A 23480-nucleotide genomic window follows, 5' to 3' on the forward strand; every position below is an offset into this window, starting at 1 on the left:
TTCTTCGTAATTTGTGCATACTTGAAGATTAAAAAAACCCCGTTTTTCGAGCTAGAGACTCATTTTCGGGGTTTTGTTATACCTAAATATACGAATTAATTATCTGATAATCAAATAATTACACTACTTCTGAACGTGCCTGTTGTAGCTGCTCCCTGGCTGATAGGTTAATGGCATGTCCATACAACTTTTTAAAGCCATATCGAACTACTCCTTCTGCTTTGCTTCAATCCATTTTGCCATATACTTGGTGCTGGCCATGGTTTGATGCTGTAGTAATTTCCCTATAAAATTTTGTGTACGATGGGTTTGCAAAGCTTTGCTTAGTTGTTGTAACCGTTCTTTTAATCGGGTTTGCATGCTTTCTTTGTCATAAAAAGTTTGAAGCAATTCACTTCCTCGCCGTTGGGCGTTTTCCCAAGCGGTCGGGTTTTGGTGCAAATCCACTGCGGCTTGGGCAAACCTGTCCCAATCATTAGTAATTGTACCGTTCCAAGGCAGGTCGCCGTGCATACCCTCCGCGCCAACGGATGTGGTCACGTTTGGGGTGCCCGTTTTCATGGCATCCAATAATTTTCCTTTGATTCCCGCACCAAATTGAAGCGGTGCCAGTAGTACTCGGGCATTTTGGAGTACTGCATCTACGTCTTCTGCCCATCCGTGTACATAAAAACGGGTTTTGGGGTTGTGCATTTCGTTTAATTGTTGGGGTAAGTATGCTCCATAGATGTGCATTTCGGCTTCCGGTAGTTGTTTGCGTATCCTGGGCCAAATCTCTTGCTTCAAGATGTGAACGGCATCCACATTGGGTGCATGTTTTCCGTTGCCTATGCTTACAAAGCCTTTTCGAGCATCAAACGGGGCCAATTTATCTTTGGATATCTCTGAAACATCAACCATAAAAGGTAAATGGAACAACAATTCAGCAGGAATCTTTAGTTCCTGTTGTAAAATTTCCATTTCGTGGCTGGAAATCATCAAACTAAGATCACAACGATAAATACTGGCCACTTCCCGTAAAGTCATCGGGTGGTTTTTCCAATGTTGTAGCGTAAAGGATTCCTTCTTTTTATGGGCCTCTTCCCTAGCCTTTCGCAGCGAGTGTAGATCTTCGGTATTCAGTATGCGGATGGCATTCGGGGTAAAATCCGCTACGCGCCATCCAAATTGTTCTTCCATCATAAAACGATCAAACAACACTATATCGGGAGATAGTTTTTTTACAAATTCATCAAAACTGGAATGGTTAAGCTGTATGGGAACCTCCCGAATCCCCATTTGTTGCAAGTCTAAACTATACTCGGTTTTACTGGCGGTACTGGCAAACGTGATTTTATAACCAAAGGTTATAAAGGTTCCCAGCAATTGTTGCATTCGGCTGCCGGCAGCCGTGGTGTTGGGCTCGGGCCATACATAACCGATTACGAGGAGTTTTTTTTGCATGTTGGGTTAAGGGTAGTTGGGTAAAAGATTATGGATTATAGGTAAAAGATTATGGATTATAGGTAAAAGTAGTAAGTGTACATACAATAATCAAAAGACATCTCGACTGCGCTCGATGTGACAAGGATCAAATCCAAGTGTCAAGTTCAAGCATCAAACTCAAGTTCAAGAACGCAGTAAGCAGTGGGCAGTTGGTAGTCAACAAGTGTCAAGTACAAGAATAAGGATTTAGGGACCAAGATACAGGACGCTCTTCTTTCTGGCAGACAAGTTCCAAATAAATAAGCCTGAAACTAGACCACAGAAAAATAGACAAGAGTCAGGGAACAGAAAACCGAAACCTCAATAACCAAATAACAGAACACCTAACATCGAGCACCGAGCATCAACCTCCAAACTCAATAACCAACTACATCCGCGCTGCAAACATTTTGGAGATACTGGAGCGGAGCTTTCGTTCATAATCTTCTTCCAACCACTCCTTGTAGTTTTTGGTGTTGTTCATAATGCAATACGAATACTGTTTTACGCGATAGGAAATCTCATCTTTGAGTTCCTTGGCCAAAATACGGGCATCGAATACATCTTCGCTATTTTCCACACATATTTGGGCGTGTTGTTCTATACTTTTTTCCAGTACAACCTTGGATTTTTTACCTTGTGCGAATATTTTTTTGTACTCCGCCTTTACATCAAACGTAATGTTGTCGGACTTACTGAATTTGGCACGGAGCTCATCGGGCATCTCGTACACAAAATCACGCTCGATTTCCTCATCATTTTTAATGTTTTCCAGATAAAAGTCTGGAAAGTGGAATATTTCCTGCCAATCTACCGGTGCATCCCAAGGACCAAAACGGGCAATGTTGTTACCCATATCAATAACGTTGAACTCATCTTTGTTAGGCAGCACCCTGGAGCCCCTTCCTATCATCTGAAAATATAAAGTAAGCGAACGTGTAGCCCTATTTAGGATAATACTTTCCACGGTAGGCTCATCAAAACCTGTGGTTAAAATACTTACCGAGGTTAAAATGGCGTCTGGTGTTTTGGCAAACCAATCCAGAATTTCTTTTCGTTCGGTAGCTGTATTCTTGTTGTCCAAGTGCCTAACGTTGTAACCGGCCTTTTTAAAGGTCTCGTACACATACAAAGAGGTATTGATACCGTTATTGAAAATCAGTGTTTTTGTGCCCTTGGCAATCTCTTCGTAAGCGGTGAGCAATTTGCCCAACATACTGTGAGCACTGTAAAACTCATCGGAAGACTTTACGGTATAATCTCCATTGATGCCAAGTTTTAAGGTTCGTAGGCTAACATCGTAATTATAAAGGTTGGCCTTGGCCAAGAACTGTTTGTTTATCAACGATTTTATGGACTCCCCAATGATCAAATGCTTATAATTGTCCTTCATGGGAAGTTTAATGTTGGAACTCAACGGTGTTGCCGTTACGCCCAAAATTGTGGAATCCTCAAAATATTTAAAAAGTTTCCTAAAGGAATTGTAGTGGGCCTCATCTATAATGACCAGACCAATATTGTTGATTTTTACTTTTTCTTCCTGTAACCTATTGTTCAGTGTTTCCACCATGGCCACAAAGCACATATAGTTGTCCTGGTCGTAAAGTTCCTTGACCTCGCTGTTAATTACCTTATTGGCCACACCGAACCCGTGGAGCATTTTGGATGTTTGTTTACTGAGCTCAATACGGTGGGTAAGCACCATCACCTTTTTACCTGTCTGCTCAATAAACCTTCGGGTTATCTCGGAAAAAACCACGGTTTTACCACCTCCTGTGGGCAATTGGTACAAAATATTGGTGCCCTTAGGGAGTTTTTCCAAGTGTTTGAAGATTTTGTTCAGGTCTTCTTCCTGATAATCGTATAATGTTTTCTTCTTGATTTCTTTGTTTACCTCCAAAGGGAAATTGCGTTAAGGGTTCTTAAATAAAAAACCCTACAAAATTAGAGGTTTTTTGCGCTTGAGACCAATACTCGGAGGCTTTTATATTAAAATAGTATCAACAACCCTTGTTGAATCCTTTTTTTTCAGTGATTGATGTCTGTGCTTATAACATTTTGATAACAATAACATTTTGGACTTGGAAAAATGGAGATTATAATGTATTATGATAGCTTATAACACTTGTTAAACCAGATATAAGAATGAGGCAGCTAAAAATCATTAAACAGGTCACCAACCGGGAATCCAAATCACTTGACAAATACTTGCAGGACATTAGTAAAATTGATCTGATCACCGCGCAGGAGGAAGTTGAGCTAGCACAGAAGATTAGGGCCGGAGACCAAGCTGCCTTGGAAAAACTAACGAACGCTAACCTAAGGTTTGTGGTCTCTGTGGCAAAACAATACCAAAATCAGGGCTTAAAATTGCCCGATTTGATCAACGAGGGGAACGTTGGCTTGGTAAAAGCTGCCAAACGATTTGATGAAACCCGAGGATTTAAATTTATTTCCTACGCGGTTTGGTGGATTCGCCAATCCATTCTGCAAGCCTTGGCAGAACAATCCCGTGTGGTTCGATTGCCTTTGAACAAAATCGGGTCCATAAACAAGATAAAAAAAACATTCTCTTACTTGGAACAAGCGCACGAGCGTCCACCGTCTCCCGAAGAAATTGCCAAGGAATTGGACATGACGGTTTCCGAAGTAAAACAATCTTTGAAGAATACTGGCAGGCACGTATCTATGGATGCTCCTTTAAAAGAGGGAGAAACATCCAATTTGTATGATGTGCTAAACGCTGGAGATTCCCCAAAACCGGACAAAGGTTTGATGCACCAGTCTTTGAACACCGAAATAAACAGGGCATTGGATACACTATCTCCAAGAGAGGCCGATGTGGTAAGACTGTATTATGGAATTGGTGATCAACCCTCTATGACCTTGGAAGAAATTGGCAGCACATTTGATCTGACCAGAGAGCGTGTGCGTCAAATCCGTGAAAAAGCAATCAGAAAATTAAGGCATACCTCAAAAAGTAAGATATTAAAATCTTATTTGGGATAAGATGCTAAATGGTTATAAATAAAAAAGGGGATGTTGTAATCAATTCAACATCCCCTTTTCCATGATATTCACTTAAAAAACATCACGATTTGCTCAAAAGACTAATGTCAAAGTCGGTGAGCATGTCTTTCAAATCTTGAATAAAATTTAAGTAGGCCGTGTTTTCTTTGTTATGGTTTTTCATGGTAACAAATTTTGGGTTGTTTGTCAACTATAGGTAATCAAGTTCGGCAAGTTCGTTTACTGCCAAAATTTCGTTCAGTTCCTGTAAAAATGCCAAGTATTCTTCGCCGTAGGTATCGTATAACATGGTAATCTTCGGTTTTTGTTCGGGGTTTTAGGTATAACGTAATTTTATTTTAAAGATTATATTGTTCTTATAAAATGTGGTAAAACCCTTACTTTGTGTTTAAAATATCCAGTTCTACCTCAAAATCAAGGTCTTTGTCCACTTTGCTTGGCCTTATGTTGAATTCATCATAAATAAAACACAGGTTCATTGGCAACCTTCGTCGTTCGGTATCGGACATTACACCCAATTTGGATTGTAATTCATTTTTGATTTGAAATGCTTTATTACTGATTTTTGGATTTTCATGGGATTCCAACTCAGAAAGAAAAGGAATTTCTTTCCTATCCCCTACTTCTAACATTTCATCCAATAACATTAATTGGCAATCAACATCCTTGGTATGTTGAAACAAGGGATAAAATATACTTTGTAGATACGCGGGAAGTTCGTTGTTCAGCATGTTGTAGGTATTTTACATTGTTCGGAACATTTCCATTTCAAAATCTATCTGCTCTTGTACACGCGGATATTCTTGAAGAAATTGGTCATATAAAAAAGTAAGGTGTTTTACGTCCTTGTCTGTTTTGCAGAGTCTGGAAACTTGTTGGGTCACTTCCAAAAGGCCCAAGGTTTTCATCATGCGCAACGATGGCATTATTTTTTGGCACGCAAGCTCCAGTTCAGCAAAGTTTTCACTCATTAGATTAACCTTGGCACTACCTATAAATTCCCAAACGTTCTGTTTGAACATACGGACCAATTCTTCCAATAGGTCCATCTGCCCCATGCAATCTTCCAAAACAGGTTTAAGGTCAATCTTTTGTCCAACTAAACCAGCTTGCAAGCTTTTTTCTATAAATTTAAAATCGGTAGACATACTGTCGGTATTTTTATCAGAATGTTGGGTTTTGTCACCCTGCGGATTCTGCACCAGTTTTTTAAGTTCCGTCATAATAGCACTTTGTTCATTGGATAGAGGGGTATCTTCCATTGCTCTGATAAGAGCTAAAAACTTGGTGTTATCGGATTCGGTTAATTGTTTGTTGTCCAGGCTTTGTATACCTATTTTTTGGTATATATTTTCAAGTTGTCTCATTTCTGAGACACCAAAAACCTTGTTCTCCAGTCCCATCTTAAAAACTTCAAAAGATTTTTTAAGCTCTCCTGCCTCCACAACGCCCAATTCCTCATAAGAAAATGAACTTAATCCTATTTCCAGTTTTTCCAGATATGTCAACAATTCGCGTGTTCCCAATTCTTTGCTTTAATCAATTATCACTAACTAAAAATGTTGATTATACTAAGGGATTACAATTTATTGTTCCGTAGCATTCGGATTTTGTTGTCAAATTGCGTTATTTGTATGTGTAAAAAAACCAACCATGAAATATTTTCATCTATTCTTTAGCCTTTCCCTATTGATTTCTTGCGGAGAAAAAAAACCTGAAAACTCAGAAGCCTTGGAAGAAAAAGCCCAAAGAATCCACGATTCCGTAATTACGATTGATACCCACGACGATATCAACGTGCAGAATTTTACGGACAGCATCAATTACACCCAACGACTGGAAACCCAAATCAATATTCCGAAAATGGAGGAAGGTGGATTGGATGTAGCTTGGCTTATTGTTTATACAGGTCAGGACACATTAACCGCCGAAGGTTATGCCAAGGCTTCCGAAAATGCCATTTCAAAATTTGAGGCCATCCACAGGCTTTGTGAGGAGATTGCACCAGACCAGATTGAATTGGCATTGACTTCCGATGACGTGAGAAGAATTGTGGCGTCAGGCAAAAAAGTGGCCATGATCGGTGTGGAAAATGCGTATCCGATCGGTGAAGATCTTTCCAAAATTGAAGAATATCAAAAAAGAGGAGCTCGATATATGTCCCTATCGCACAATGGCCATAGCCAATTCAGTGATTCCAATACAGGCGAAAAAGACAGTGTTTGGCTGCATAATGGCTTAAGTGACCTGGGTAAAGAAGCTGTTGCCGAAATGAACCGTGTAGGAATGATGATCGATGTTTCGCACCCATCCAAAGAAGCCATGAAACAAATTATCGAGTTGACCAAAACTCCCATTATTGCTTCGCACTCTTCGGTCAGGGCACTTTGCGACCACAGCCGTAATTTGGATGATGAACAATTGCTATTGATGAAAGAAAACGGAGGCGTGGTGCAAACCGTTGCCTTTAGTTCTTATTTAAACACCGAAAAGCACGAAGCCCGTTCTGCCTATATGACCGAAGTCTATAAAAAAGTAGCCGATTCATTGGATGTGGCTTGGTATGAGCGTTCCCAGTTCTCTTCTTTGACCGATGAGCAGCGTGAGGAATTCTTTGCCAACTACCGAAAGGTGATGGGCATTGGTGAAGAGTTGGCCGAAACCGACCCTAATGTACCGCCTGCGGTAAATGTATCCGACTTTGTGGACCACATTGACTATATGGTGGATTTAATCGGAATTGACCACGTAGGCATCAGCTCCGATTTTGATGGAGGTGGCGGCATAGAAGGCTGGTCAGATGCTTCTGAGACCTTCAACGTAACCTTGGAACTGGTAAAACGAGGCTATACCGAAGAAGAAATAGCCAAATTGTGGGGCGGTAACCTGTTAAGGGTGTTGGACGAGGTTCAGGCCGTGGCCAAAGCCTTGAATTAAGAAGCGGACTTCTCCTCTTCTTTTTCCTTTTTGGCCAAACGGTCTTTAACGTATTCTATTTTCGTTTTCCCGTGGGCCTTGGGATTACCATGCTCATCTAGATTGACCATAATAATATTGTCCACCGTAACAATACTTTCGTGGGTCATCTTATTTCTAACTTCGCAGTTTAAGGAAATTGAGGTGACCCCGAATTTTATGACCTCAATACCAATTTCTATGATATCGCCTTCTTTGGCAGTACTCATAAAATTGATTTCGGACATGTATTTGGTTACGATTTTTCTGCTTTCGAGTTGAATAATACTGTACAATGCAGCTTCTTCATCAATCCAAGCAAGGACTTTACCTCCAAAGAGCGTACCATTGGCGTTCAGGTCCTCTGGCTTTACCCATTTTCTAGTATGGAATCGCATAGTTGAAATGTTTAGAATTCTCTTACAAAGTTAGCCCAATCCTTTGAAGATTTTCTTGTTAATCGCTTTAATTTATGCGAATTACGAATTTGAAATATTTGCTGGTCACCAAATATGGAGTAATTAATTTTGATTGCCCAAGATTTTGAACTTGATCAATTAGAGGTGTTTTAACTGAACAAATCCTTTTGTGGGGGCAAAGTTGTCTTGGGAATATGCAAATCGCAGCCCATTGCAGCATTTAATTGCTCTATAAAGTACGCCGATAATAATGGGGATTCCAGTTCAAGGTTTTGGTGTACAAAAAAATGGATGTTCTCCAATCCCAAGGACTTCCAAGTGGACAAACGCTCGATCCAATCGTCCAAATGGAGATAATCCGATTTGTGATTGGCTCCCACATAGCGAACAAAAGCTTCGTTATTGGTCAGGCGCATGTGCATAAGATCTCGCCTACCTGCAGTATCCACCAAAATATTGGCAATGTTGTTCTCTTCCAATAAATGATAGAGTTCCTGCGCCACTTTTTCATCGTTGAACCAATCTGTATGTCTGAATTCCATGGCCAATGGAAACTCTTTGGGCCAATATTCCACAAAGCGTACTACCCTATCCCAGTTTTTGGGTCCAAAATTGTTGTGCATTTGCAAAAAGATGGTGCCCAATTTTTCTCCTAACAAAGCGGTCACTTCCAAATAGCGGTCTGCAGATTGAAGCGCTTTATCGTTCAAACGGCGAAGATGACTCACTTCATTGGTCATTTTTGGAAAAAACTTAAAACCTTCAGGTGTTTTGTCCCGCCATTTTTCATATTGTTCTGCAGGAAAAATACGGTAGAACGTAGCATTTAGCTCAATACTGTTGAATTGCGAAGCATAATATTCCAATTCGTCTTTTGTTCCTCTCGGGTAGAAATTCTTTAGATCTTGCCTGTTCCACTTGGCACAGCCCACGTAAATCTTGGTTTCCGCTCCCGTTTTGTTATTGGATAGCACCACGGGAGTATCGGGGTGGTCTGGTGGGATGGTAAAATCTATATGTTCTGGATGGTCTACTTTGCCGAATTTCATTCTTATCTATGCTTTGCCATAAATGAGTCGAAGTCTACAACATCTCCATTTTCAATTTCAGAAACTCCTTGATTTATTTCAGCTTGTTGCTCGGTAGTCAATTCATTCCAAAAATCAGTTGAACCTTCCTTTTTGAAAATTCGTTTGATTGATTGAATAATCTTGGGGTCATTAGTGTTCAACAACATTTTTACCAGTTCTATTTTTTCCGCTTGAATATTCATAACCAATATTTTGTAAAAAACGAAGATAATGAATCTTTTAGATTGCTAATGTTAACACCGTAATATGACACCTCTGTTTTTTAGAGGGTATGAACAATATTTTTGCTATATTTAGTTCATGTTACTCTTCAACAGATCTATTAAATTCTCCAAGCTATTTAGATATTGGTTGATGCTCGAATTCTCCATCTGTGTGCTATGCCTAATCATTTATTGGATTTCTAAACTATTCTAATTTGCCCTTATTTTTAAGTTGTTCATAACATCGTTGACAACTATTGCGATATTTAAAAGTGTGCGGTTGATCATTCTGTAATTTTATTAAAAATCACAACCATGGATTCACAATCCGACCGTCGATTGGACATTCGTCCAACCATTCCAGAGTCACATTTTAACAGCCAAATGGGTTTCGATGAACATTTTCAGAACAAGACTCTGAGACCCGTGATCAAACTTCAAAACTATTTGTTGGTAGAGGCTTTCAAGAACTATGCGAACAAACATAAGGGTGTTTTCTACGAACTTTCCTTGGAAAAAAAGTTCCACTACATTGAGCGGGCTATCCAAAAGGACATCAAATTCAGGAATTCCCTTAAGGGAATGATTATTGGACAGTTCACCGTGGATGAATATCGGGATTACATTACGAATTCTTCTGCATTGAACAAAAGAATGATGAACATGGTGGTGGAACGATTAAAGGACCATATTCAACTTTTGGAGGAAGAAGCTTTATTACAAAATTGATTCTCCATTTAAGTTGGTGGTGAGTATATCGCTCATTAGGTCAAAATAAGGCCGAATAGCCCTGTACGACTTGTCCACTTCGTCAATAAATAATGGGGAAAGTACTTCTTTATCTGAAAGTTTACGTACAAATACAAACTGTTTCTTTCTGATCAAGTCAATATCAGGGTGTTCTTTGTCAAAACCTTTAGGAGCAGTTTTTACTTCATCACCAGTTAGTTCGCCCCAAATTGTTTTCAATTCTTTTTTATTGATGACTTCCCTGAATTCGGAGGCATCCGTCTCCAGTTCCTTTCTAATTCGGAAGAGGTCCTCCTTGTTCGGAGCCCAAAATCCTGTTGCCAAAAACGACTCCTCTGGTTTTAAATGAAGGTAATAGCCTCCACGTAAATGGGCGCCCAATCGAGAAAATGAACCGGCAAAATGACTTTTATAAGGTGTTTTGTCCTTGGAAAAACGAACATCCCTATAAATACGGAACAATTTCATCTTTTCAATTTCATCATGGTGGTTCAAGTTTTCCTTCACCACTTCAAAAAATAACTTAACCGTGGATTGATGCTTTTTAAAAGTGGGCTTATTGGCTTCGAACCAATCTCTATTATTGTTCTTTTTAAGTTCCGTCAAAAAATCAAAAACCTCATTGGATACCGTAATCTTGGATGTCATATACCGATAATATGTTATTTTTAAACTAAAGTTAACTTTTTATCATGGGTATGGTAAGGATTTGTCTAATTTTAAGACAATAATGAGCAGTATGGATAAAGAAAAAATAATAGCTGAACTCAATAGGCATAAAAAATTGCCATATCTGGACTATAGATTAAAGCAAGAAACCGAGGATTTTACCGACACGCTTTTTTTTACTTTATTTGATGCCAATACCCCTGTGGCCGTTAATCTGGAGTTGTTAGAGAAAAAATTCAACCAATTAATGGATATGGCCTGTTGGGATTTGGAGAAACCAAGTGAAGAGCTTTGGAATAATTACATTTCCCATTTGCCGCAAATTTTAGAAAATTTGAATTTGGATGCTGAGGCCATATTGAATTGCGACCCTGCCTCACTTTCCATTCAGGAAATTTATATGGCCTACCCGGGTTTTTATGCCATTGCCATTTACAGATTGGCGCACGAACTGTATGAAGAAGGAGTTCCGTTAATCCCCAGAATGATGACCGAATATGCGCACCGACAAACTGGAGTGGACATTAATCCGGGAGCTAAGATCGGAAAATCTTTTTTTATAGATCACGCCACGGGAGTCGTAATTGGCGAAACTGCAGTAATCCACGACAATGTAAAAATATACCAAGGAGTTACGCTTGGGGCGCTTTACGTTGCCAAAAATTTAGAAAAAACAAAACGACACCCCACCATTGAAAACAATGTGACCATCTATGCCAATGCAACTATTTTAGGAGGCGAAACCGTTGTTGGCGCCAACTCTGTCATCGGTGGTAATGCTTGGATTACGTCGTCCGTTCCTGCGAATTCAACCGTTTATCATAAACCAGAAATTAAAATAAAGACAACCCCAAATGTCTAACAGCATACTAGACCTTATCGGAAACACCCCTTTGGTGGAATCCAAAGTTTTGAATACAAATCCTAATGTAAAAATCCTGTTCAAGCTTGAAGGGAACAACCCTGGAGGAAGTGTAAAGGACAGACCCGCATTGAATATGATCAAAAGCGGTCTGGAACGTGGAGATTTTACCAAAAGTACCAAGCTCATTGAGGCCACAAGTGGAAATACGGGCATTGGATTGGCCATGATAGCAGGTCTTTTTGGCCTTGATATTGAATTGGTCATGCCCGAGAATTCAACAAAAGAGCGTGTGCAAACCATGCGTGCCTATGGGGCAAAAGTGACGCTGACCCCTGCCGATGTGGGCATAGAAGGTGCTCGGGATTATGCAGAGGCTAAAGTAAAGGATGAAGGTTTTCAAATGTTGAACCAGTTTTCCAATGATGACAACTGGAAGGCGCACTACAAAACAACAGGCCCTGAGATTTGGAGGGATACCAATGGAGAAATCACACATTTTGTGTCCAGCATGGGAACTACCGGAACCATTATGGGAACCTCCACTTATTTAAAGGAGCAGAATCCCGACATCCAAATTGTGGGCGTGCAACCTACCGATGATTCCAAAATTCCCGGCATACGCAAGTGGCCGCAAGAATACCTTCCGAAGATTTTTAACCCTAAAAAGGTTGATACGGTAATGGAGGTCAGTGAACAGGATGCCACCGAAATGGCTAAAAAGCTGGCAAAAGAAGAAGGCATTTTTGCAGGAATGAGCAGTGGTGGAGCCGCTACAGTGGCATTACGTCTTGCAGAAACTTTGGAAAGCGGGGTTATCGTTTCTATTGTTTGTGACCGTGGCGATCGTTATTTGTCCTCTGATTTATTTGATTAGGTAAGGGTATTTATATAGGTTTTTATGGCTTTTATGTCGGATTTTTCGCATTATCCAACATTATTTACGGGTTGTCGATTTCTTTAAAATAATATCCCAAAAAGCCTGTTCTTTATGTTAGATAAAGTCCCAAAATCTTGTGATTGATATGAATACCCTGTCAAAAATCATTACCTGGAAAAGAAATATACTGGCTAGTACGGTTGTGCTATTCACCTTGATTGTATTGAGTTTTTATGGTGTTTATACCAATCAATTCTACTTTTTAAAAGCAGACAACTATATTTTTCCCATACTCACGTCTGTACATTTTCTTTACCTGTACGTTATTTGGTTTAAAATTACCGAGCATGAGCTGCCAGACCCGAAAATGCGAAATATAGAGTATGTGCTCTATGCCATCATGATTGTGTATGTCTTTAAGGTATATGACAGTATTACGGTTCTGAATTCCATCAAAACGTATGGTGAACATGTAATACCCGCCACATTTAAACCCATGGCAATTCTTTCTGTATTGCTTAATAGTATTCTGCCGATTTTAACGCTTTACTCATTTTGGTTGAGAAAGCACTATGTGGGAGTTTACAATTTTGAAAATTATAACGACAATCTAAATATTTGGCAATAGTTACAGTCCTCGAATGTAACTTCCATACAAATCTTTAAACTGATATCCTTGCTGAAAACGATGCTTGCTCAATTTTTTATAGGCAACCAATCCCCAGAGCAGCAGTTCTTTCAAAAAATAAGAATCTTCTTTGGGTGCATCGGGTTGATATTCCTTTAAAAGATTGTTCAAAGGACCAATGGAATCCAATTTAGATTTGTAATCTTCTTCTTTTTCATCATCCAAAAGGTCGAAACCCTCGCCATCAAAGAACCAACTGACCAATTCATCGTATTCGTTTTCCTCCTCTTTACGCTGAAGCTTATCAATTTTAGGGAAGTAATTCGGGAACAATGACTTTGCTGCATCCTCAATTAAGTTTTCCGCCACGGAACCCGCTCCCTCTTGCTCTCCTTCGTACACCAATTCTATTTTTCCAGTGATGGATGGTACCACGCCCATGAAATCACTTAAACGGGCTGTCGTTTTCTTATCACCAGCAATAATGGCGCGCCGTTCTGCGGTACTCAACAAATTTTCAAATGCGGTGATGCTCATACGTGCACTTACCCCACTTTTGGCATCAACATACTCACTTTTTCTGGCTTCAAAACTGATTTGTTCCAATAAATCCATTGCGATTTCAGGTACATACACAAAATCAGATTGACGTTTGTCTAGTTGCGCTTCTTGCTTGGTGATTTTCTTTGCAATCTCAATATTTTCAGGATAATGGGTCAAAATTTGAGAACCGATTCTATCCTTTAATGGAGTTACAATGCTTCCTCTGTTGGTGTAGTCTTCAGGGTTGGCGGTAAACACAAATTGAATATCTAGGTGCAATCGAAGTTTAAATCCTCGGATTTGTATGTCCCCTTCCTGCAAAATATTAAATAAAGCGACTTGAATTCTAGCTTGCAGGTCAGGAAGCTCATTGATTACAAAAATACAACGGTTGGCCCTGGGTATCATTCCAAAATGTATCACACGATCATCCGCATAGGATAATTTAAGGTTGGCTGCTTTTATGGGGTCCACATCACCAATCAAATCCGCTACGGTAACATCGGGTGTGGCTAACTTTTCATAGAAACGCTCGCTTCGGTGTACCCAACTTACAGGGGTATCATCTCCTTTTTCTTTGATTAGCTCGGTGGCGTATCGAGAAATGGGTTCCAATGGGTCATCGTGGATTTCGGAACCTTGCACAATGGGCATCCATTCGTCCAACAACTGTACCATCAAACGGGCCAACCGGGTCTTTGCCTGTCCGCGCAAGCCCAATAAATTAATATTGTGACGGGAAAGAATGGCTCTCTCCAGCTCTGGAATCACCGAATTTTCGTAGCCCCAGACACCTTCGAACACTTGCTCTCCTTTGGATATTTTTTCCAAAAGGTTTTCCCGGAGTTCGTCTTTAATGCTTTTGCTTTTATAACCAGCTGATTTAAGTTCACCCAGTGTTTTAATGTTGGTATGGTCCAAATTCATATATTGTGTTATCCTTTAATTCTTCTTTTTCTATTTTGTTCGTAATCTTCAAAAATCATTTCGCCCAAACCTTTAAGGCCTGTGTAAAAGGCTTTTCCTTTGTTCGCCTTGGTGAATTCACGCACAAACTGCATCAGGTAAGGGTCTTCGGCAATCATAAAAGTGGTGATGGGGATATGAAGTTTTCTAGCCTGTTGGGCCATGGCGTAGCATTTTTCCACGATGTATTCATCCAATCCTACGCTATTCTTGTAGTAATCTCCGTTCGGAAGTCGCAAGCACGATGGTTTCCCGTCGGTTATCATAAAAATCTGTTTATTGGTGTTTCGTTTTCTGCGGAGCATGTCCATCGCTAATTGGAGCCCTGCAACCGTATTCGTGTGATAGGGCCCCACTCGTAAATAAGGCAAATCTTTGATGGGAATGGGCCAGGCATCGTTTCCGAAAACCAAAATTTCCAGCGTGTCCTTGGGATAACGGGTCGTAATCAGTTCTGCGAGTGCCATCGCTACTTTTTTTGCCGGAGTAATGCGGTCTTCACCATAAAGAATCATGCTGTGGCTGATGTCAATCATAAGTACAGTGCTCATTTGGGCTTTGTGCTGTGTATCTTCTACCACCAAATCCTCTTCACTCAAGGAAAAATTGTCCAACCCATGATTAACTTGGGCATTTTTAAGACTTTCCGTCATGCTAATGTGTTCCAATGAGTCCCCAAAACGGTATTCACGAAACTCACCCGTATGTTCGTCGCCTTTTCCTGACTTGCCTGTTTTATGGTTTCCCGAGCCACTTCGTTTGATTTTGCCAAAAATTTGGTCCAAGGCTCTTTGACGAAGCATTCGTTCCAGCTTAGCTGTGATGGAGAGGTTTCCCCCGCCACCACTTTCGTCGCCCTCTTCACCTTCGTCGCCTTGTGGCCCATCCATATCGAATTCCTCACGGATGTACCCCTTGGCCTTAAGGTCTTCTATAAAATCATCAATCGTGTAGTTGTCGTCGGTAAGCTTGTATTCCTTGTCGAGCTCACGGAGCCAATCCAAAGCCTCCTCCACATCACCTGAGGTATGGGTAACGAGTTCCTGAAAAATCTCAAAGAGTTTTTCGAACGGGGTTTGGTCCGGAGCCTCGTAATTGGTAAAACGAAAACCTTTTCTTGTGTTCATAGCCATTACATAAATTTACGGCATTTCGCTGTAACGACTAGGGCTTTAGAAAAAACTTAACGGATTTGTTTAATGCCGTTTTTCCAATACTTGGGCAATATCATCCAGAGTGTAGCCTTTGGCCTGCAACAAAATAAGGTAGTGAAACAGTAAATCGGCACTCTCGTTCAGGAAAAGTTCCTCGTTGTCATCTTTGGCCTCGATTACAGTTTCCACAGCTTCCTCCCCTACTTTTTGTGCTATTTTGTTGATGCCCTTTCGAAACAATGATGTCACGTAGCTATCTGGATTCTCTTGGTCGTTTTTCCTGGATTCTATTACACCTTCCAGAGTGGACAAAAAGCCATAATCTTGAACATTTTCTTCGGCCCAGCAGGTGTCGGTTCCTTTATGACATGTAGGACCAACAGGATTTACCTTTACCAGTAAGGTGTCGTTGTCGCAATCCACTTGGATGCCCACAAGATTCAAAAAGTTGCCGCTTTCTTCGCCTTTGGTCCATAATCGTTGCTTGGAACGGCTAAAAAATGTGACTTTTTGTGTCTGCTTGGTTTTTTCAAACGCCTCTTGGTTCATATAGCCCAACATCAACACGTTTTTGGTGGTTGCATCTTGAATAATTGCTGGAACTAGTCCGTCCGGATTTTTATTGAAGTCTATTTTCATTGGTCACAATCGTTAGTTGAAACCCTGCCTTGCCGGCAGGTAGGTATGCACTTTAGTGCAAGACTTTCGGTTTTTACAAATATCATCATAAGAGTTATTGGGTTATGGATTATTGAGTTATTAAAGTATACTGTCTAAGTAACTGAATAACTTAATAACAATTTGCAATTCCATTGCTTTTCAAAACCCATGGATTCAATTCATTGTGTTTAGTTTATGTTTTTTGTGCTTGTCACATCGAGCTGTCTTCCTGAGCGTAGTGGAAGGAGCGTCGAGATGTGGATTTTATACTCTCACAGGAATTCCTTTTTCCCTTAATTCTTTTTTCAGTTTATTGATTTCAATTTCCTTAAAATGAAAAACACTGGCAGCCAAAGCGGCATCTGCTTTTCCATTCTTAAATGTATCGGTAAAGTGTGAAATGGTACCCGCTCCACCTGATGCAATCACAGGAATATTGACCAATTCGGATAATTTGGCCAATGCCTCATTGGCAAAACCGTTTTTGGTACCATCATGGTCCATGGAAGTGAACAGAATTTCTCCCGCTCCCCGTTCTTCCACTTCTTTGGCCCATTCAAATAGGTCAATTTCTGTGGGGACCTTTCCTCCTACCAAATGGACTTTCCATTGTCCGTTGATTAGTTTGCCATCAATAGCCACAACGATACATTGCGAGCCGAATTTGGCCACCAATTCGTTGATCAATTCGGGCCGTTTTACCGCTGATGAGTTGATAGAAACCTTATCTGCGCCATTTTTCAGCAAAATATCCACATCTTCCACGGAAGAAATCCCACCCCCCACGGTAAAAGGTATATTGATGGTCTCAGCCACATGATAAACCAGTTCGGCCAAGGTCTTTCGCTTCTCTTCGGTGGCGGAAATATCCAAAAAAACCAATTCATCAGCGCCTTCTTTGGCATAAATGGACGCCAGTTCCACGGGGTCTCCCGCATCACGTAGGTCCACAAAGTTGATGCCTTTTACGGTTCTCCCGTTTTTAATATCGAGACAGGGAATTATTCTTTTTGTAAGCATTTATTTTTCTTTCGTCTTACTGAATTTTACGTTTATTTTTAATGTGAGACTACTTTCAAACCGATAATTGAAGCAATTAATGTGGTAATAAAAAATAGTCTCCAAAATGTTGCCGGTTCTTTAAAGACAAAAATTCCTATTAAAACCGTTCCTACTGCACCAATTCCGGTCCAAACCGCATAAGCCGTGCCTATTGGCAATTCTTGTGTGGCTTTTACGAGCAAAAGCATACTAATTGCCAGGCAAACTGCAAATCCTATATACCAATAAGTGGTTTCGGTCCCGGTCGTTTCTTTGGCCTTTCCCAGACAAGCTGCAAAGGCTACTTCAAAGAATCCGGCAATTATCAATAGTATCCAGTTCATCGGCTAAATATCCAACTCTAGCTTTCATTCTTTATATTCAGGTCTACGTCTCCATAAAACCCCAAATCTTTATTCTGCAAAATCTTTGTCCAAAGTGCTATTTGCCCTGTGTGATAAGACAAATGCTCCGTTACATGAATAATGTTGCCCACACCAGAAAAATTAAAGCCCTGTACGTTTCTTTTACGTAAAAGTTCGTTGAGCGGAGCATCGTAAAATGCCCTTTTTGCATCGGATATGGTATCCTCAAGTTTTTTGACCAACTCTGCTTTCGTGTATCCCGATACTGTTGAGAATTCTTGATGACGTTGGCGGGTATCCTCCAAATTTTGAATGGAAGCAATACCGTATTGGGTAATGTTTCCGCAGAGATGAAGTATGAGGTTCCCAATACTATTGCTAGACTCGTTGGGTTTTTGCCAGATTTCATCTTCCGACAATTGCTCTAAGCAGATTTTGATCATGCGAAGACTTTCGTTCATGCGATACCCCGCATTCCAAACCAATTCTTCTTGGAGTTGTTTTTCCTTATCCATTTTGGAGAATGTAATGTTCCAATTGTTTTAAACTGATTCTGTTTTCATAAATGGCCTTTCCTATAATGGTGCCATCACAACCAATTTCAGCAAGTTTTGGCAACTCATCAAATGAAGAAATACCTCCACTAGCGATTAATTTAATATTGGAAGTATTGTCCAATATCTTTTTATAGAGTTCAAAAGCAGGGCCTTGCAACATACCATCTTTGCTAATATCCGTGCAGATTACGTACACAATACCTGCTTTTTGGTAAAACTGAATAAAAGGTAACAATTCTTGTTCAGATTCTTCTTGCCAACCTGAAACTGCAATTTTTTCGTTATTTGCATCAGCGCCTAAAATGATTTTATTTGCACCAAAATTTTGCAACCAACTTAAAAAAGTTTCTTGGTCTTTTACGGCAATACTTCCGCCAGTAATTTGATGGGCACCACTTTCAAAAGCAATGCGTAAATCTTTGTCAGTTTTTAATCCTCCCCCAAAATCTATTTGTAAGTTGGTTTTTGATGCGATGGTCTCCAAAACTTTATGGTTAACGATATGCTTGGATTTTGCACCATCCAAATCCACCAAATGTAAATATTGGATACCATGGGCCTCAAAGGCCTTGGCCATCTCTAACGGACTTTCGTTATACACCTTTTTGGTTTTGTAATCTCCTTTGGAAAGGCGTACACATTTCCCTTCAATGATGTCTATTGCTGGAATCAATCTCATTTTCTAATCGTATTTTACTCGGTCTATTGACATCCACATTTCCGAATCCCCTATCCTTTTAAAGCCTAAATTTTCATAAAAGTGATGTGCGTCGATGGTTTTGAGTGCCACAGTATTGACTTTACTAACATCTGGTCGGTCCAAAATATGCTTAATCAGCTTTTTTCCGAGTCCTTTGCCTTTATACGGGTCAAAGACGACGACATCCATAATGTAGGCAAAAACCAATCCGTCGGTCATTATTCGGGCATAAGCCATTTGTTCCCCTTTTTCATCGTACATGCCAAAGCAGATACTTTTTTCAATCGTCATTATTGTTTCTTCTATACTCCTGCCCTTTCCCCAATAGGACAATGCGACTTCTTTATGCACCTTTTGGATATCCAACCTATCCTTGTCTGTTGACATTTGGAATTCCATAATCAGGTTAGTGTTAAAAAGTTTTTCAGGATTTCACTGCCCACATCACTGCTCTTTTCCGGGTGAAATTGCACTCCGTAGAAATTATCCTTTTGCAAAGCGGCACTGTAAGTTAGTTCATATTCCGAAGTTGCAATGGTTTCTTTCCCGATTGGGGCATAAAAACTATGTACCAAATAAATGTATGATTTCTCTGGAATATTAGTAAATAGCTTACTTTTTAAACCTGAAATTTGGTTCCACCCAATTTGTGGGACTTTAACATTTCTGGAAAATTTGATCACATCCAAATCAAAGATTCCCAAACCTTCGGTATTTCCTTCTTCGGATGAATGGCACATCAGCTGCATGCCCAAACAAATCCCCAGAACGGGTTGTTTTAATGTAGGAATCACCTTGTCCAACCCAGTCGCTTTCAACTTTGCCATGGCCGAACTCGCTTCTCCAACACCAGGGAATATCACCTTATCCGCATTTTGGATTTCTTCTGCATCATGGCTTAAAACAGCCTCATAACCAAGGTGTTTAATAGCAAACATGATGCTCTGGATATTTCCTGCTCCGTAATCAATTATGACTAGTTTCATCTACAACATTCCTTTGGTTGATGGCAAAACCATTTTCTCTGCATCTCGCTTTACCGCCATTTTAATGGACTTGGCAAAAGCCTTGAAAATCGCCTCGATTTTATGGTGTTCGTTGGTGCCTTCGGCTTTAATGTTCAAATTGGCCTTGGCGCCATCGGTGAACGATTTAAAAAAGTGCATAAACATTTCCGTGGGCATATCCCCTACTTTTTCACGTTTAAATTCGGTGTCCCAGACCAGCCAGTTCCGCCCCCCAAAATCTATGGCAACCTGTGCCAGACAATCATCCATGGGCAAAGCAAAACCATAGCGTTCAATTCCCAGTTTGTTGCCCAATGCCTTGGAAAACAACTCTCCCAGTGCGATAGCGGTATCTTCGATGGTGTGGTGTTCATCTACTTCCAAATCGCCATCTACTTTTATTTCCAAATCCATTTGACCGTGACGCGCCAATTGGTCCAACATGTGGTCGAAAAAAGCCAAACCTGTATTAATGTCACTCTTTCCGTTTCCATCAAGGTTTATCTTGATTTTAATGTCGGTTTCATTGGTTTTTCGGGATATTTCCGCAATCCTGTTTTCCAATTTGAGAAACTCATAGATTTTTTCCCAATCATTGCTTTCCAGAGCGATGTAATCGTCCAGTTCTTCACGTTTTACGGTAATTTCATCTGTTCCCAAATGGGTTTCATCATTGATAAAAATTCCTTTGGCACCAAGGTTTTTCGCAAGTTCCACATCGGTTAAACGGTCACCTATCACGAACGAATTCTCGAGATCATATGCTTCGGAAAAATACGTGGTCAACATTCCTGTGCCCGGTTTGCGTGTCGGGGCATTGTCCTTTGCAAAGGTTCGATCGATATGGACTGCTTCAAAAACCACTCCTTCATTTTCAAAGGTTTTTAAAATAAAATTTTGCACGGGCCAAAAGGTCTCTTCTGGAAAAACATCTGTTCCCAGTCCATCTTGATTGGTAATCATTACCAGTTCGTAGTCCAGTTCTTTGGCGATTTTCGCCAAATAAGTAAATGCTTTGGGGTAAAAAAACAACTTCTCAAAAGCATCAATCTGTTCATCAGCTGGTTCTTTGATGATGGTTCCATCTCGATCAATAAACAATACTTTTTTGCCCATTACCTTAACTCTTTTAAAATGGCTATCAATTTTTTGTTTTCCTCTGGTGTACCCACGGTAAACCGTAAGGTGTTTTCGCACAATGGCTGCGTACTCCTATTGCGCACTACCACATGTTTTTCCAATAATTGTTGATAACGCTTATCGGCATTATCAACTTTGGCCAACACAAAATTAGCGTCGGATGGATATAGTTGTTCTACAAATTTCATACTGTTCAATGCTTTGATCAATTCATCTCTTTCATCAAGAATCTGCTGTACCTCTTGATCGACCAAATCTTGATTCAATACACGCTGTAATGCTCGTTGCTGGGTCAATTGATTGACATTGTAGGGAGGTTTGATTTTGTTCAAAATACCTATTATTTCTTCCGATGCATAGCATATCCCCAATCGGATACCTGCCAATCCATAGGCTTTGGATAGCGTTTGGGTCACAATCAAGTTGGGATATGTTTTAAGTTGTGACAACCAACTTTCATCTTTTGAAAAATCAATATATGCTTCGTCGATTACCACTAATCCATTGAATGCTTCCAATAACTTTTCAATTCCTTCTTTTTTAAAAGAATTTCCGGTAGGATTGTTGGGTGAACAAATAAAGAGAAGCTTGGTGTTTGTGTCGACTGCCTCTATAATTTCATTAACATTCGGCTGAAAATCAGTAGTCAACAAAACTTCTTTGTTCTCCACGGAATTAATCCCCGCCAACACCTTGTACATTCCGTAAGTGGGCGGTAATGTGATGATATTATCCTGATTAGGTTCACAAAAAGCCCTGTAAATCAAATCTAAAACTTCGTCACTTCCGTTTCCAAGTAAAATTTGGCTTTCCGATACCCCTTTTTGTTCGGCCAAAAGTGATTTTAAACTTCGTTGATACGGGTCTGGGTAGCGGTTTACTCCATTGTCAAAAGGGTTTTCGTTGGCATCCAGAAATATCATTTCCGAGCCATCGGATACATATTCGTCACGTGCGGAGGAATAGGGTTGCAACTTGCGAACTGATTCCCGAACTATATTATTTATGTCAAATGTTTTTTGCATAGCATTTGGTCTCGACTGCGCTCGACCTGACATTAATCTTTATTCAAACTTTTTAATCTTAAGGTTACCGCATTTTTGTGCGCCTGTAATCCCTCGGCATCCGCCATAAGCTCTATGGCACTTCCGATGCCTTGGATTCCCTTTTCGGATATTTTTTGAAAAGTCATACTCTTCATAAAGCTATCCAGATTTACGCCACTGTATTGCTTGGCATAACCGTTTGTTGGTAACGTATGATTGGTGCCCGAAGCGTAGTCACCTGCACTCTCGGGCGTATAATTGCCAATAAAAACGGAGCCTGCATTCTGGATGTTTTCCAGATAAAAAGTCTCATTCTCCATACAAACAATAAAGTGTTCCGGTCCATATTCGTTGATCAAATCCATAGCTTCTTGGTCATTCTTCACCAAAATCAATTTGCTGTTGCCAATTGATTTGCGAGCTATTTCCGCTCTAGGCAATTGCTGTAACTGACTTTCGATTTCCTCTTCAACCGCCTCAATCAATTTTTCTGAAGTAGATACCAAAATTACCTGACTATCCACCCCGTGTTCGGCTTGGCTTAACAAATCCGAAGCTACAAAAGCTGCGTTTGCTGAATCATCCGCAACCACCAAAAGCTCACTTGGTCCCGCAGGCATATCGATGGCAACATTGTGCCTGATGGCCAATTGTTTCGCTACCGTGACATATTGATTTCCTGGTCCAAAAATTTTGTACACTTTTGGAATGCTCTCCGTACCAAAGGTCATTCCAGCAATGGCTTGAATACCGCCAACTTTAAAAATCCGTGTTACACCACAAAGTTGGGCCGTGTATAAAATCGCTGGATTGATTTCACCTTTTTTATCGGGCGGGGTGCAGAGCACAATTTCTTCACATCCTGCCAGTTTAGCGGGAATTGCCAACATTAAAATGGTTGAAAATAAGGGAGCTGTTCCACCGGGAATGTACAACCCCACTTTTTGTATGGGGCGTTTTTCTTGCCAGCATTGTACGCCGGGCATGGTTTCTACTTCAACTTTGGAAGTTTTTTGGGCAGCATGAAATTTTTCGATATTGACCTTAGCCAGGTTAATGGCTTGTTTTAGGGCATCGGAAACGGCATCATCAGCTCTTTCAATTTCTGAGGCAGAAACCGAAAGTGTATCCAATTTGACTTGGTCAAACCGGTCTGTATACTTTTTGATAACGGTATCGCCATCAGATTTCACCTCTTTGAAAATGCTGTTGACAATTGCTTCAATATCGGAAACGGTTTGGGTGGGACGTTTTAAAATTTCGTCCCAGTCACTTTTATTTAGGTTGACTATTTTCTTCATTTTACACCCCTAAGGTCCCCTCAAGGGGACAATGATTCATTAAAACTTT

The 23480-nt window shown here is 40.3% G+C and carries 26 protein-coding genes; 6 read left to right on the forward strand and 20 right to left on the reverse strand.

Translation table 11 applies throughout. From position 1 onward, the window contains the following. Window positions 1-207: 207 nt before the first annotated feature. Both AC13CC_RS11220 and AC13CC_RS11225 read right to left on the reverse strand, forming a co-directional pair. Complete coding sequence (locus AC13CC_RS11220) at window positions 208-1443, reverse strand: glycosyltransferase (RefSeq protein WP_482877262.1); 1236 nt, start codon at window positions 1441-1443, stop codon at window positions 208-210. A gap of 409 nt (window positions 1444-1852) precedes the next feature. Beyond that, window positions 1853-3364 carry a DEAD/DEAH box helicase gene (locus AC13CC_RS11225; protein ID WP_482877264.1) on the reverse strand — a complete coding sequence of 504 codons (1512 nt, stop codon included), beginning with the start codon at window positions 3362-3364 and terminating at the stop codon, window positions 1853-1855. A 245-nt stretch (window positions 3365-3609) separates the two neighbouring features. Between AC13CC_RS11225 and AC13CC_RS11230 the strand changes: the two genes are divergently transcribed. After that, entirely contained in the window at window positions 3610-4473 is an 864-nt protein-coding gene (locus AC13CC_RS11230; protein ID WP_100818963.1) for a sigma-70 family RNA polymerase sigma factor, read from the forward strand. 398 nt (window positions 4474-4871) lie between these two features. On the opposite strand, the gene AC13CC_RS11235 is transcribed toward AC13CC_RS11230, so the two are convergent. Both AC13CC_RS11235 and AC13CC_RS11240 read right to left on the reverse strand, forming a co-directional pair. Next, the gene (locus AC13CC_RS11235) at window positions 4872-5225 is read right to left on the reverse strand and encodes a hypothetical protein (RefSeq protein WP_326277249.1); all 354 of its coding nucleotides are present in this window, start codon (window positions 5223-5225) and stop codon (window positions 4872-4874) included. Between the two features lie 12 nt (window positions 5226-5237). Then, on the reverse strand, window positions 5238-6020 hold the full coding sequence (locus tag AC13CC_RS11240) for a hypothetical protein (RefSeq protein WP_482877266.1): 783 nt from the start codon (window positions 6018-6020) through the stop codon (window positions 5238-5240). A gap of 127 nt (window positions 6021-6147) precedes the next feature. Here AC13CC_RS11240 and AC13CC_RS11245 point away from each other — a divergent pair, with 127 nt between their 5' ends. Next, the gene (locus AC13CC_RS11245; RefSeq protein ID WP_482877268.1) at window positions 6148-7431 is read left to right on the forward strand and encodes a dipeptidase; all 1284 of its coding nucleotides are present in this window, start codon (window positions 6148-6150) and stop codon (window positions 7429-7431) included. Here AC13CC_RS11245 and AC13CC_RS11250 read toward each other — a convergent pair. The 3 genes from AC13CC_RS11250 to AC13CC_RS11260 all read right to left on the reverse strand — a co-directional run bounded on the left by AC13CC_RS11250 (window position 7428) and on the right by AC13CC_RS11260 (window position 9141). After that, window positions 7428-7847, reverse strand: coding sequence for an acyl-CoA thioesterase (locus AC13CC_RS11250; RefSeq protein ID WP_482877270.1), 420 nt, complete (start codon window positions 7845-7847; stop codon window positions 7428-7430). The genes AC13CC_RS11245 and AC13CC_RS11250 overlap by 4 nt on opposite strands. 170 nt (window positions 7848-8017) lie before the next feature. Next, a complete protein-coding gene (locus AC13CC_RS11255; protein ID WP_482877271.1) occupies window positions 8018-8917 on the reverse strand; it encodes a DUF72 domain-containing protein in 900 nt (299 codons plus the stop codon). Window positions 8918-8919: 2 nt separating this feature from the next. Further along, window positions 8920-9141, reverse strand: a complete 222-nt coding sequence (locus AC13CC_RS11260; RefSeq protein ID WP_482877273.1) for a hypothetical protein — start codon at window positions 9139-9141, stop codon at window positions 8920-8922. A 336-nt stretch (window positions 9142-9477) separates the two neighbouring features. On the opposite strand from AC13CC_RS11260, the gene AC13CC_RS11265 reads away from it, so the two are divergent. Further along, window positions 9478-9891, forward strand: coding sequence for a glyoxalase (locus AC13CC_RS11265; RefSeq protein ID WP_482877275.1), 414 nt, complete (start codon window positions 9478-9480; stop codon window positions 9889-9891). On the opposite strand, the gene AC13CC_RS11270 is transcribed toward AC13CC_RS11265, so the two are convergent. Then, window positions 9880-10560 carry a DUF2461 domain-containing protein gene (locus tag AC13CC_RS11270; protein ID WP_482877276.1) on the reverse strand — a complete coding sequence of 227 codons (681 nt, stop codon included), beginning with the start codon at window positions 10558-10560 and terminating at the stop codon, window positions 9880-9882. The two genes, AC13CC_RS11265 and AC13CC_RS11270, sit on opposite strands and share 12 nt — an antisense overlap. 91 nt (window positions 10561-10651) lie before the next feature. Here AC13CC_RS11270 and epsC point away from each other — a divergent pair, with 91 nt between their 5' ends. The 3 genes from epsC (at window position 10652) to AC13CC_RS11285 (ending at window position 12951) form a co-directional block, all read left to right on the forward strand. Continuing rightward, on the forward strand, window positions 10652-11443 hold the full coding sequence (epsC, locus tag AC13CC_RS11275; RefSeq protein WP_482877277.1) for a serine O-acetyltransferase EpsC: 792 nt from the start codon (window positions 10652-10654) through the stop codon (window positions 11441-11443). Then, the gene (cysM, locus tag AC13CC_RS11280; protein ID WP_482877279.1) at window positions 11436-12320 is read left to right on the forward strand and encodes a cysteine synthase CysM; all 885 of its coding nucleotides are present in this window, start codon (window positions 11436-11438) and stop codon (window positions 12318-12320) included. Before epsC ends, cysM begins: the two co-directional genes overlap by 8 nt. Before the next feature lie 148 nt (window positions 12321-12468). Then, window positions 12469-12951, forward strand: coding sequence for a hypothetical protein (locus AC13CC_RS11285; protein ID WP_482877280.1), 483 nt, complete (start codon window positions 12469-12471; stop codon window positions 12949-12951). Here the strand turns inward: AC13CC_RS11285 and AC13CC_RS11290 are convergent, their stop codons facing one another. From AC13CC_RS11290 to hisD, 12 genes are all read right to left on the reverse strand, one after another. Further along, window positions 12952-14421 carry a magnesium chelatase gene (locus AC13CC_RS11290; protein ID WP_482877281.1) on the reverse strand — a complete coding sequence of 490 codons (1470 nt, stop codon included), beginning with the start codon at window positions 14419-14421 and terminating at the stop codon, window positions 12952-12954. Window positions 14422-14429: 8 nt separating this feature from the next. Beyond that, the gene (locus tag AC13CC_RS11295) at window positions 14430-15593 is read right to left on the reverse strand and encodes a vWA domain-containing protein (protein WP_482877283.1); all 1164 of its coding nucleotides are present in this window, start codon (window positions 15591-15593) and stop codon (window positions 14430-14432) included. Between the two features lie 63 nt (window positions 15594-15656). After that, window positions 15657-16253, reverse strand: coding sequence for a bifunctional phosphoribosyl-AMP cyclohydrolase/phosphoribosyl-ATP diphosphatase HisIE (gene hisIE, locus AC13CC_RS11300; protein WP_482877285.1), 597 nt, complete (start codon window positions 16251-16253; stop codon window positions 15657-15659). A gap of 285 nt (window positions 16254-16538) precedes the next feature. Then, the gene (gene hisF, locus AC13CC_RS11305; RefSeq protein WP_482877287.1) at window positions 16539-17294 is read right to left on the reverse strand and encodes an imidazole glycerol phosphate synthase subunit HisF; all 756 of its coding nucleotides are present in this window, start codon (window positions 17292-17294) and stop codon (window positions 16539-16541) included. 38 nt (window positions 17295-17332) lie between these two features. Beyond that, the gene (locus tag AC13CC_RS11310) at window positions 17333-17659 is read right to left on the reverse strand and encodes a DMT family transporter (RefSeq protein WP_293163145.1); all 327 of its coding nucleotides are present in this window, start codon (window positions 17657-17659) and stop codon (window positions 17333-17335) included. 17 nt (window positions 17660-17676) lie between these two features. Then, window positions 17677-18195, reverse strand: a complete 519-nt coding sequence (locus AC13CC_RS11315; protein ID WP_482877288.1) for a DinB family protein — start codon at window positions 18193-18195, stop codon at window positions 17677-17679. Continuing rightward, window positions 18188-18916, reverse strand: a complete 729-nt coding sequence (gene hisA, locus AC13CC_RS11320) for a 1-(5-phosphoribosyl)-5-[(5-phosphoribosylamino)methylideneamino]imidazole-4-carboxamide isomerase (protein WP_482877290.1) — start codon at window positions 18914-18916, stop codon at window positions 18188-18190. Before hisA ends, AC13CC_RS11315 begins: the two co-directional genes overlap by 8 nt. 3 nt (window positions 18917-18919) lie before the next feature. Further along, entirely contained in the window at window positions 18920-19324 is a 405-nt protein-coding gene (locus tag AC13CC_RS11325) for a GNAT family N-acetyltransferase (RefSeq protein WP_482878270.1), read from the reverse strand. Between the two features lie 14 nt (window positions 19325-19338). Next, window positions 19339-19923 carry an imidazole glycerol phosphate synthase subunit HisH gene (gene hisH, locus AC13CC_RS11330; RefSeq protein ID WP_482877293.1) on the reverse strand — a complete coding sequence of 195 codons (585 nt, stop codon included), beginning with the start codon at window positions 19921-19923 and terminating at the stop codon, window positions 19339-19341. Next, window positions 19924-21060 carry a bifunctional histidinol-phosphatase/imidazoleglycerol-phosphate dehydratase HisB gene (gene hisB / locus AC13CC_RS11335; protein WP_293163135.1) on the reverse strand — a complete coding sequence of 379 codons (1137 nt, stop codon included), beginning with the start codon at window positions 21058-21060 and terminating at the stop codon, window positions 19924-19926. Next, entirely contained in the window at window positions 21060-22109 is a 1050-nt protein-coding gene (hisC, locus tag AC13CC_RS11340) for a histidinol-phosphate transaminase (protein WP_482877295.1), read from the reverse strand. The genes hisB and hisC overlap by 1 nt, the downstream gene beginning before the upstream one ends. Window positions 22110-22141: 32 nt before the next feature. After that, entirely contained in the window at window positions 22142-23431 is a 1290-nt protein-coding gene (gene hisD, locus AC13CC_RS11345; protein WP_482877296.1) for a histidinol dehydrogenase, read from the reverse strand. Between the last annotated feature and the right edge of the window lie 49 nt (window positions 23432-23480).

The organism is Flagellimonas sp. L-11 (genome assembly GCF_056857735.1).

What these genes read in the sequence shown, in the direction of transcription:
- AC13CC_RS11220 (WP_482877262.1), bottom strand. Translation starts at nt 1,443, where the DNA reads ATGCAAAAAAAACTCCTCGTAATCGGTTATGTATGGCCCGAGCCCAAC.
- AC13CC_RS11230 (WP_100818963.1), top strand. Translation starts at nt 3,610, where the DNA reads ATGAGGCAGCTAAAAATCATTAAACAGGTCACCAACCGGGAATCCAAA.
- AC13CC_RS11235 (WP_326277249.1), bottom strand. Translation starts at nt 5,225, where the DNA reads ATGCTGAACAACGAACTTCCCGCGTATCTACAAAGTATATTTTATCCC.
- AC13CC_RS11245 (WP_482877268.1), top strand. Translation starts at nt 6,148, where the DNA reads ATGAAATATTTTCATCTATTCTTTAGCCTTTCCCTATTGATTTCTTGC.
- AC13CC_RS11250 (WP_482877270.1), bottom strand. Translation starts at nt 7,847, where the DNA reads ATGCGATTCCATACTAGAAAATGGGTAAAGCCAGAGGACCTGAACGCC.
- AC13CC_RS11255 (WP_482877271.1), bottom strand. Translation starts at nt 8,917, where the DNA reads ATGAAATTCGGCAAAGTAGACCATCCAGAACATATAGATTTTACCATC.
- AC13CC_RS11260 (WP_482877273.1), bottom strand. Translation starts at nt 9,141, where the DNA reads ATGAATATTCAAGCGGAAAAAATAGAACTGGTAAAAATGTTGTTGAAC.
- AC13CC_RS11265 (WP_482877275.1), top strand. Translation starts at nt 9,478, where the DNA reads ATGGATTCACAATCCGACCGTCGATTGGACATTCGTCCAACCATTCCA.
- AC13CC_RS11270 (WP_482877276.1), bottom strand. Translation starts at nt 10,560, where the DNA reads ATGACATCCAAGATTACGGTATCCAATGAGGTTTTTGATTTTTTGACG.
- epsC (WP_482877277.1), top strand. Translation starts at nt 10,652, where the DNA reads ATGGATAAAGAAAAAATAATAGCTGAACTCAATAGGCATAAAAAATTG.
- cysM (WP_482877279.1), top strand. Translation starts at nt 11,436, where the DNA reads ATGTCTAACAGCATACTAGACCTTATCGGAAACACCCCTTTGGTGGAA.
- AC13CC_RS11285 (WP_482877280.1), top strand. Translation starts at nt 12,469, where the DNA reads ATGAATACCCTGTCAAAAATCATTACCTGGAAAAGAAATATACTGGCT.
- AC13CC_RS11290 (WP_482877281.1), bottom strand. Translation starts at nt 14,421, where the DNA reads ATGAATTTGGACCATACCAACATTAAAACACTGGGTGAACTTAAATCA.
- AC13CC_RS11295 (WP_482877283.1), bottom strand. Translation starts at nt 15,593, where the DNA reads ATGGCTATGAACACAAGAAAAGGTTTTCGTTTTACCAATTACGAGGCT.
- hisIE (WP_482877285.1), bottom strand. Translation starts at nt 16,253, where the DNA reads ATGAAAATAGACTTCAATAAAAATCCGGACGGACTAGTTCCAGCAATT.
- hisF (WP_482877287.1), bottom strand. Translation starts at nt 17,294, where the DNA reads ATGCTTACAAAAAGAATAATTCCCTGTCTCGATATTAAAAACGGGAGA.
- AC13CC_RS11310 (WP_293163145.1), bottom strand. Translation starts at nt 17,659, where the DNA reads ATGAACTGGATACTATTGATAATTGCCGGATTCTTTGAAGTAGCCTTT.
- AC13CC_RS11315 (WP_482877288.1), bottom strand. Translation starts at nt 18,195, where the DNA reads ATGGATAAGGAAAAACAACTCCAAGAAGAATTGGTTTGGAATGCGGGG.
- hisA (WP_482877290.1), bottom strand. Translation starts at nt 18,916, where the DNA reads ATGAGATTGATTCCAGCAATAGACATCATTGAAGGGAAATGTGTACGC.
- AC13CC_RS11325 (WP_482878270.1), bottom strand. Translation starts at nt 19,324, where the DNA reads ATGTCAACAGACAAGGATAGGTTGGATATCCAAAAGGTGCATAAAGAA.
- hisH (WP_482877293.1), bottom strand. Translation starts at nt 19,923, where the DNA reads ATGAAACTAGTCATAATTGATTACGGAGCAGGAAATATCCAGAGCATC.
- hisB (WP_293163135.1), bottom strand. Translation starts at nt 21,060, where the DNA reads ATGGGCAAAAAAGTATTGTTTATTGATCGAGATGGAACCATCATCAAA.
- hisC (WP_482877295.1), bottom strand. Translation starts at nt 22,109, where the DNA reads ATGCAAAAAACATTTGACATAAATAATATAGTTCGGGAATCAGTTCGC.
- hisD (WP_482877296.1), bottom strand. Translation starts at nt 23,431, where the DNA reads ATGAAGAAAATAGTCAACCTAAATAAAAGTGACTGGGACGAAATTTTA.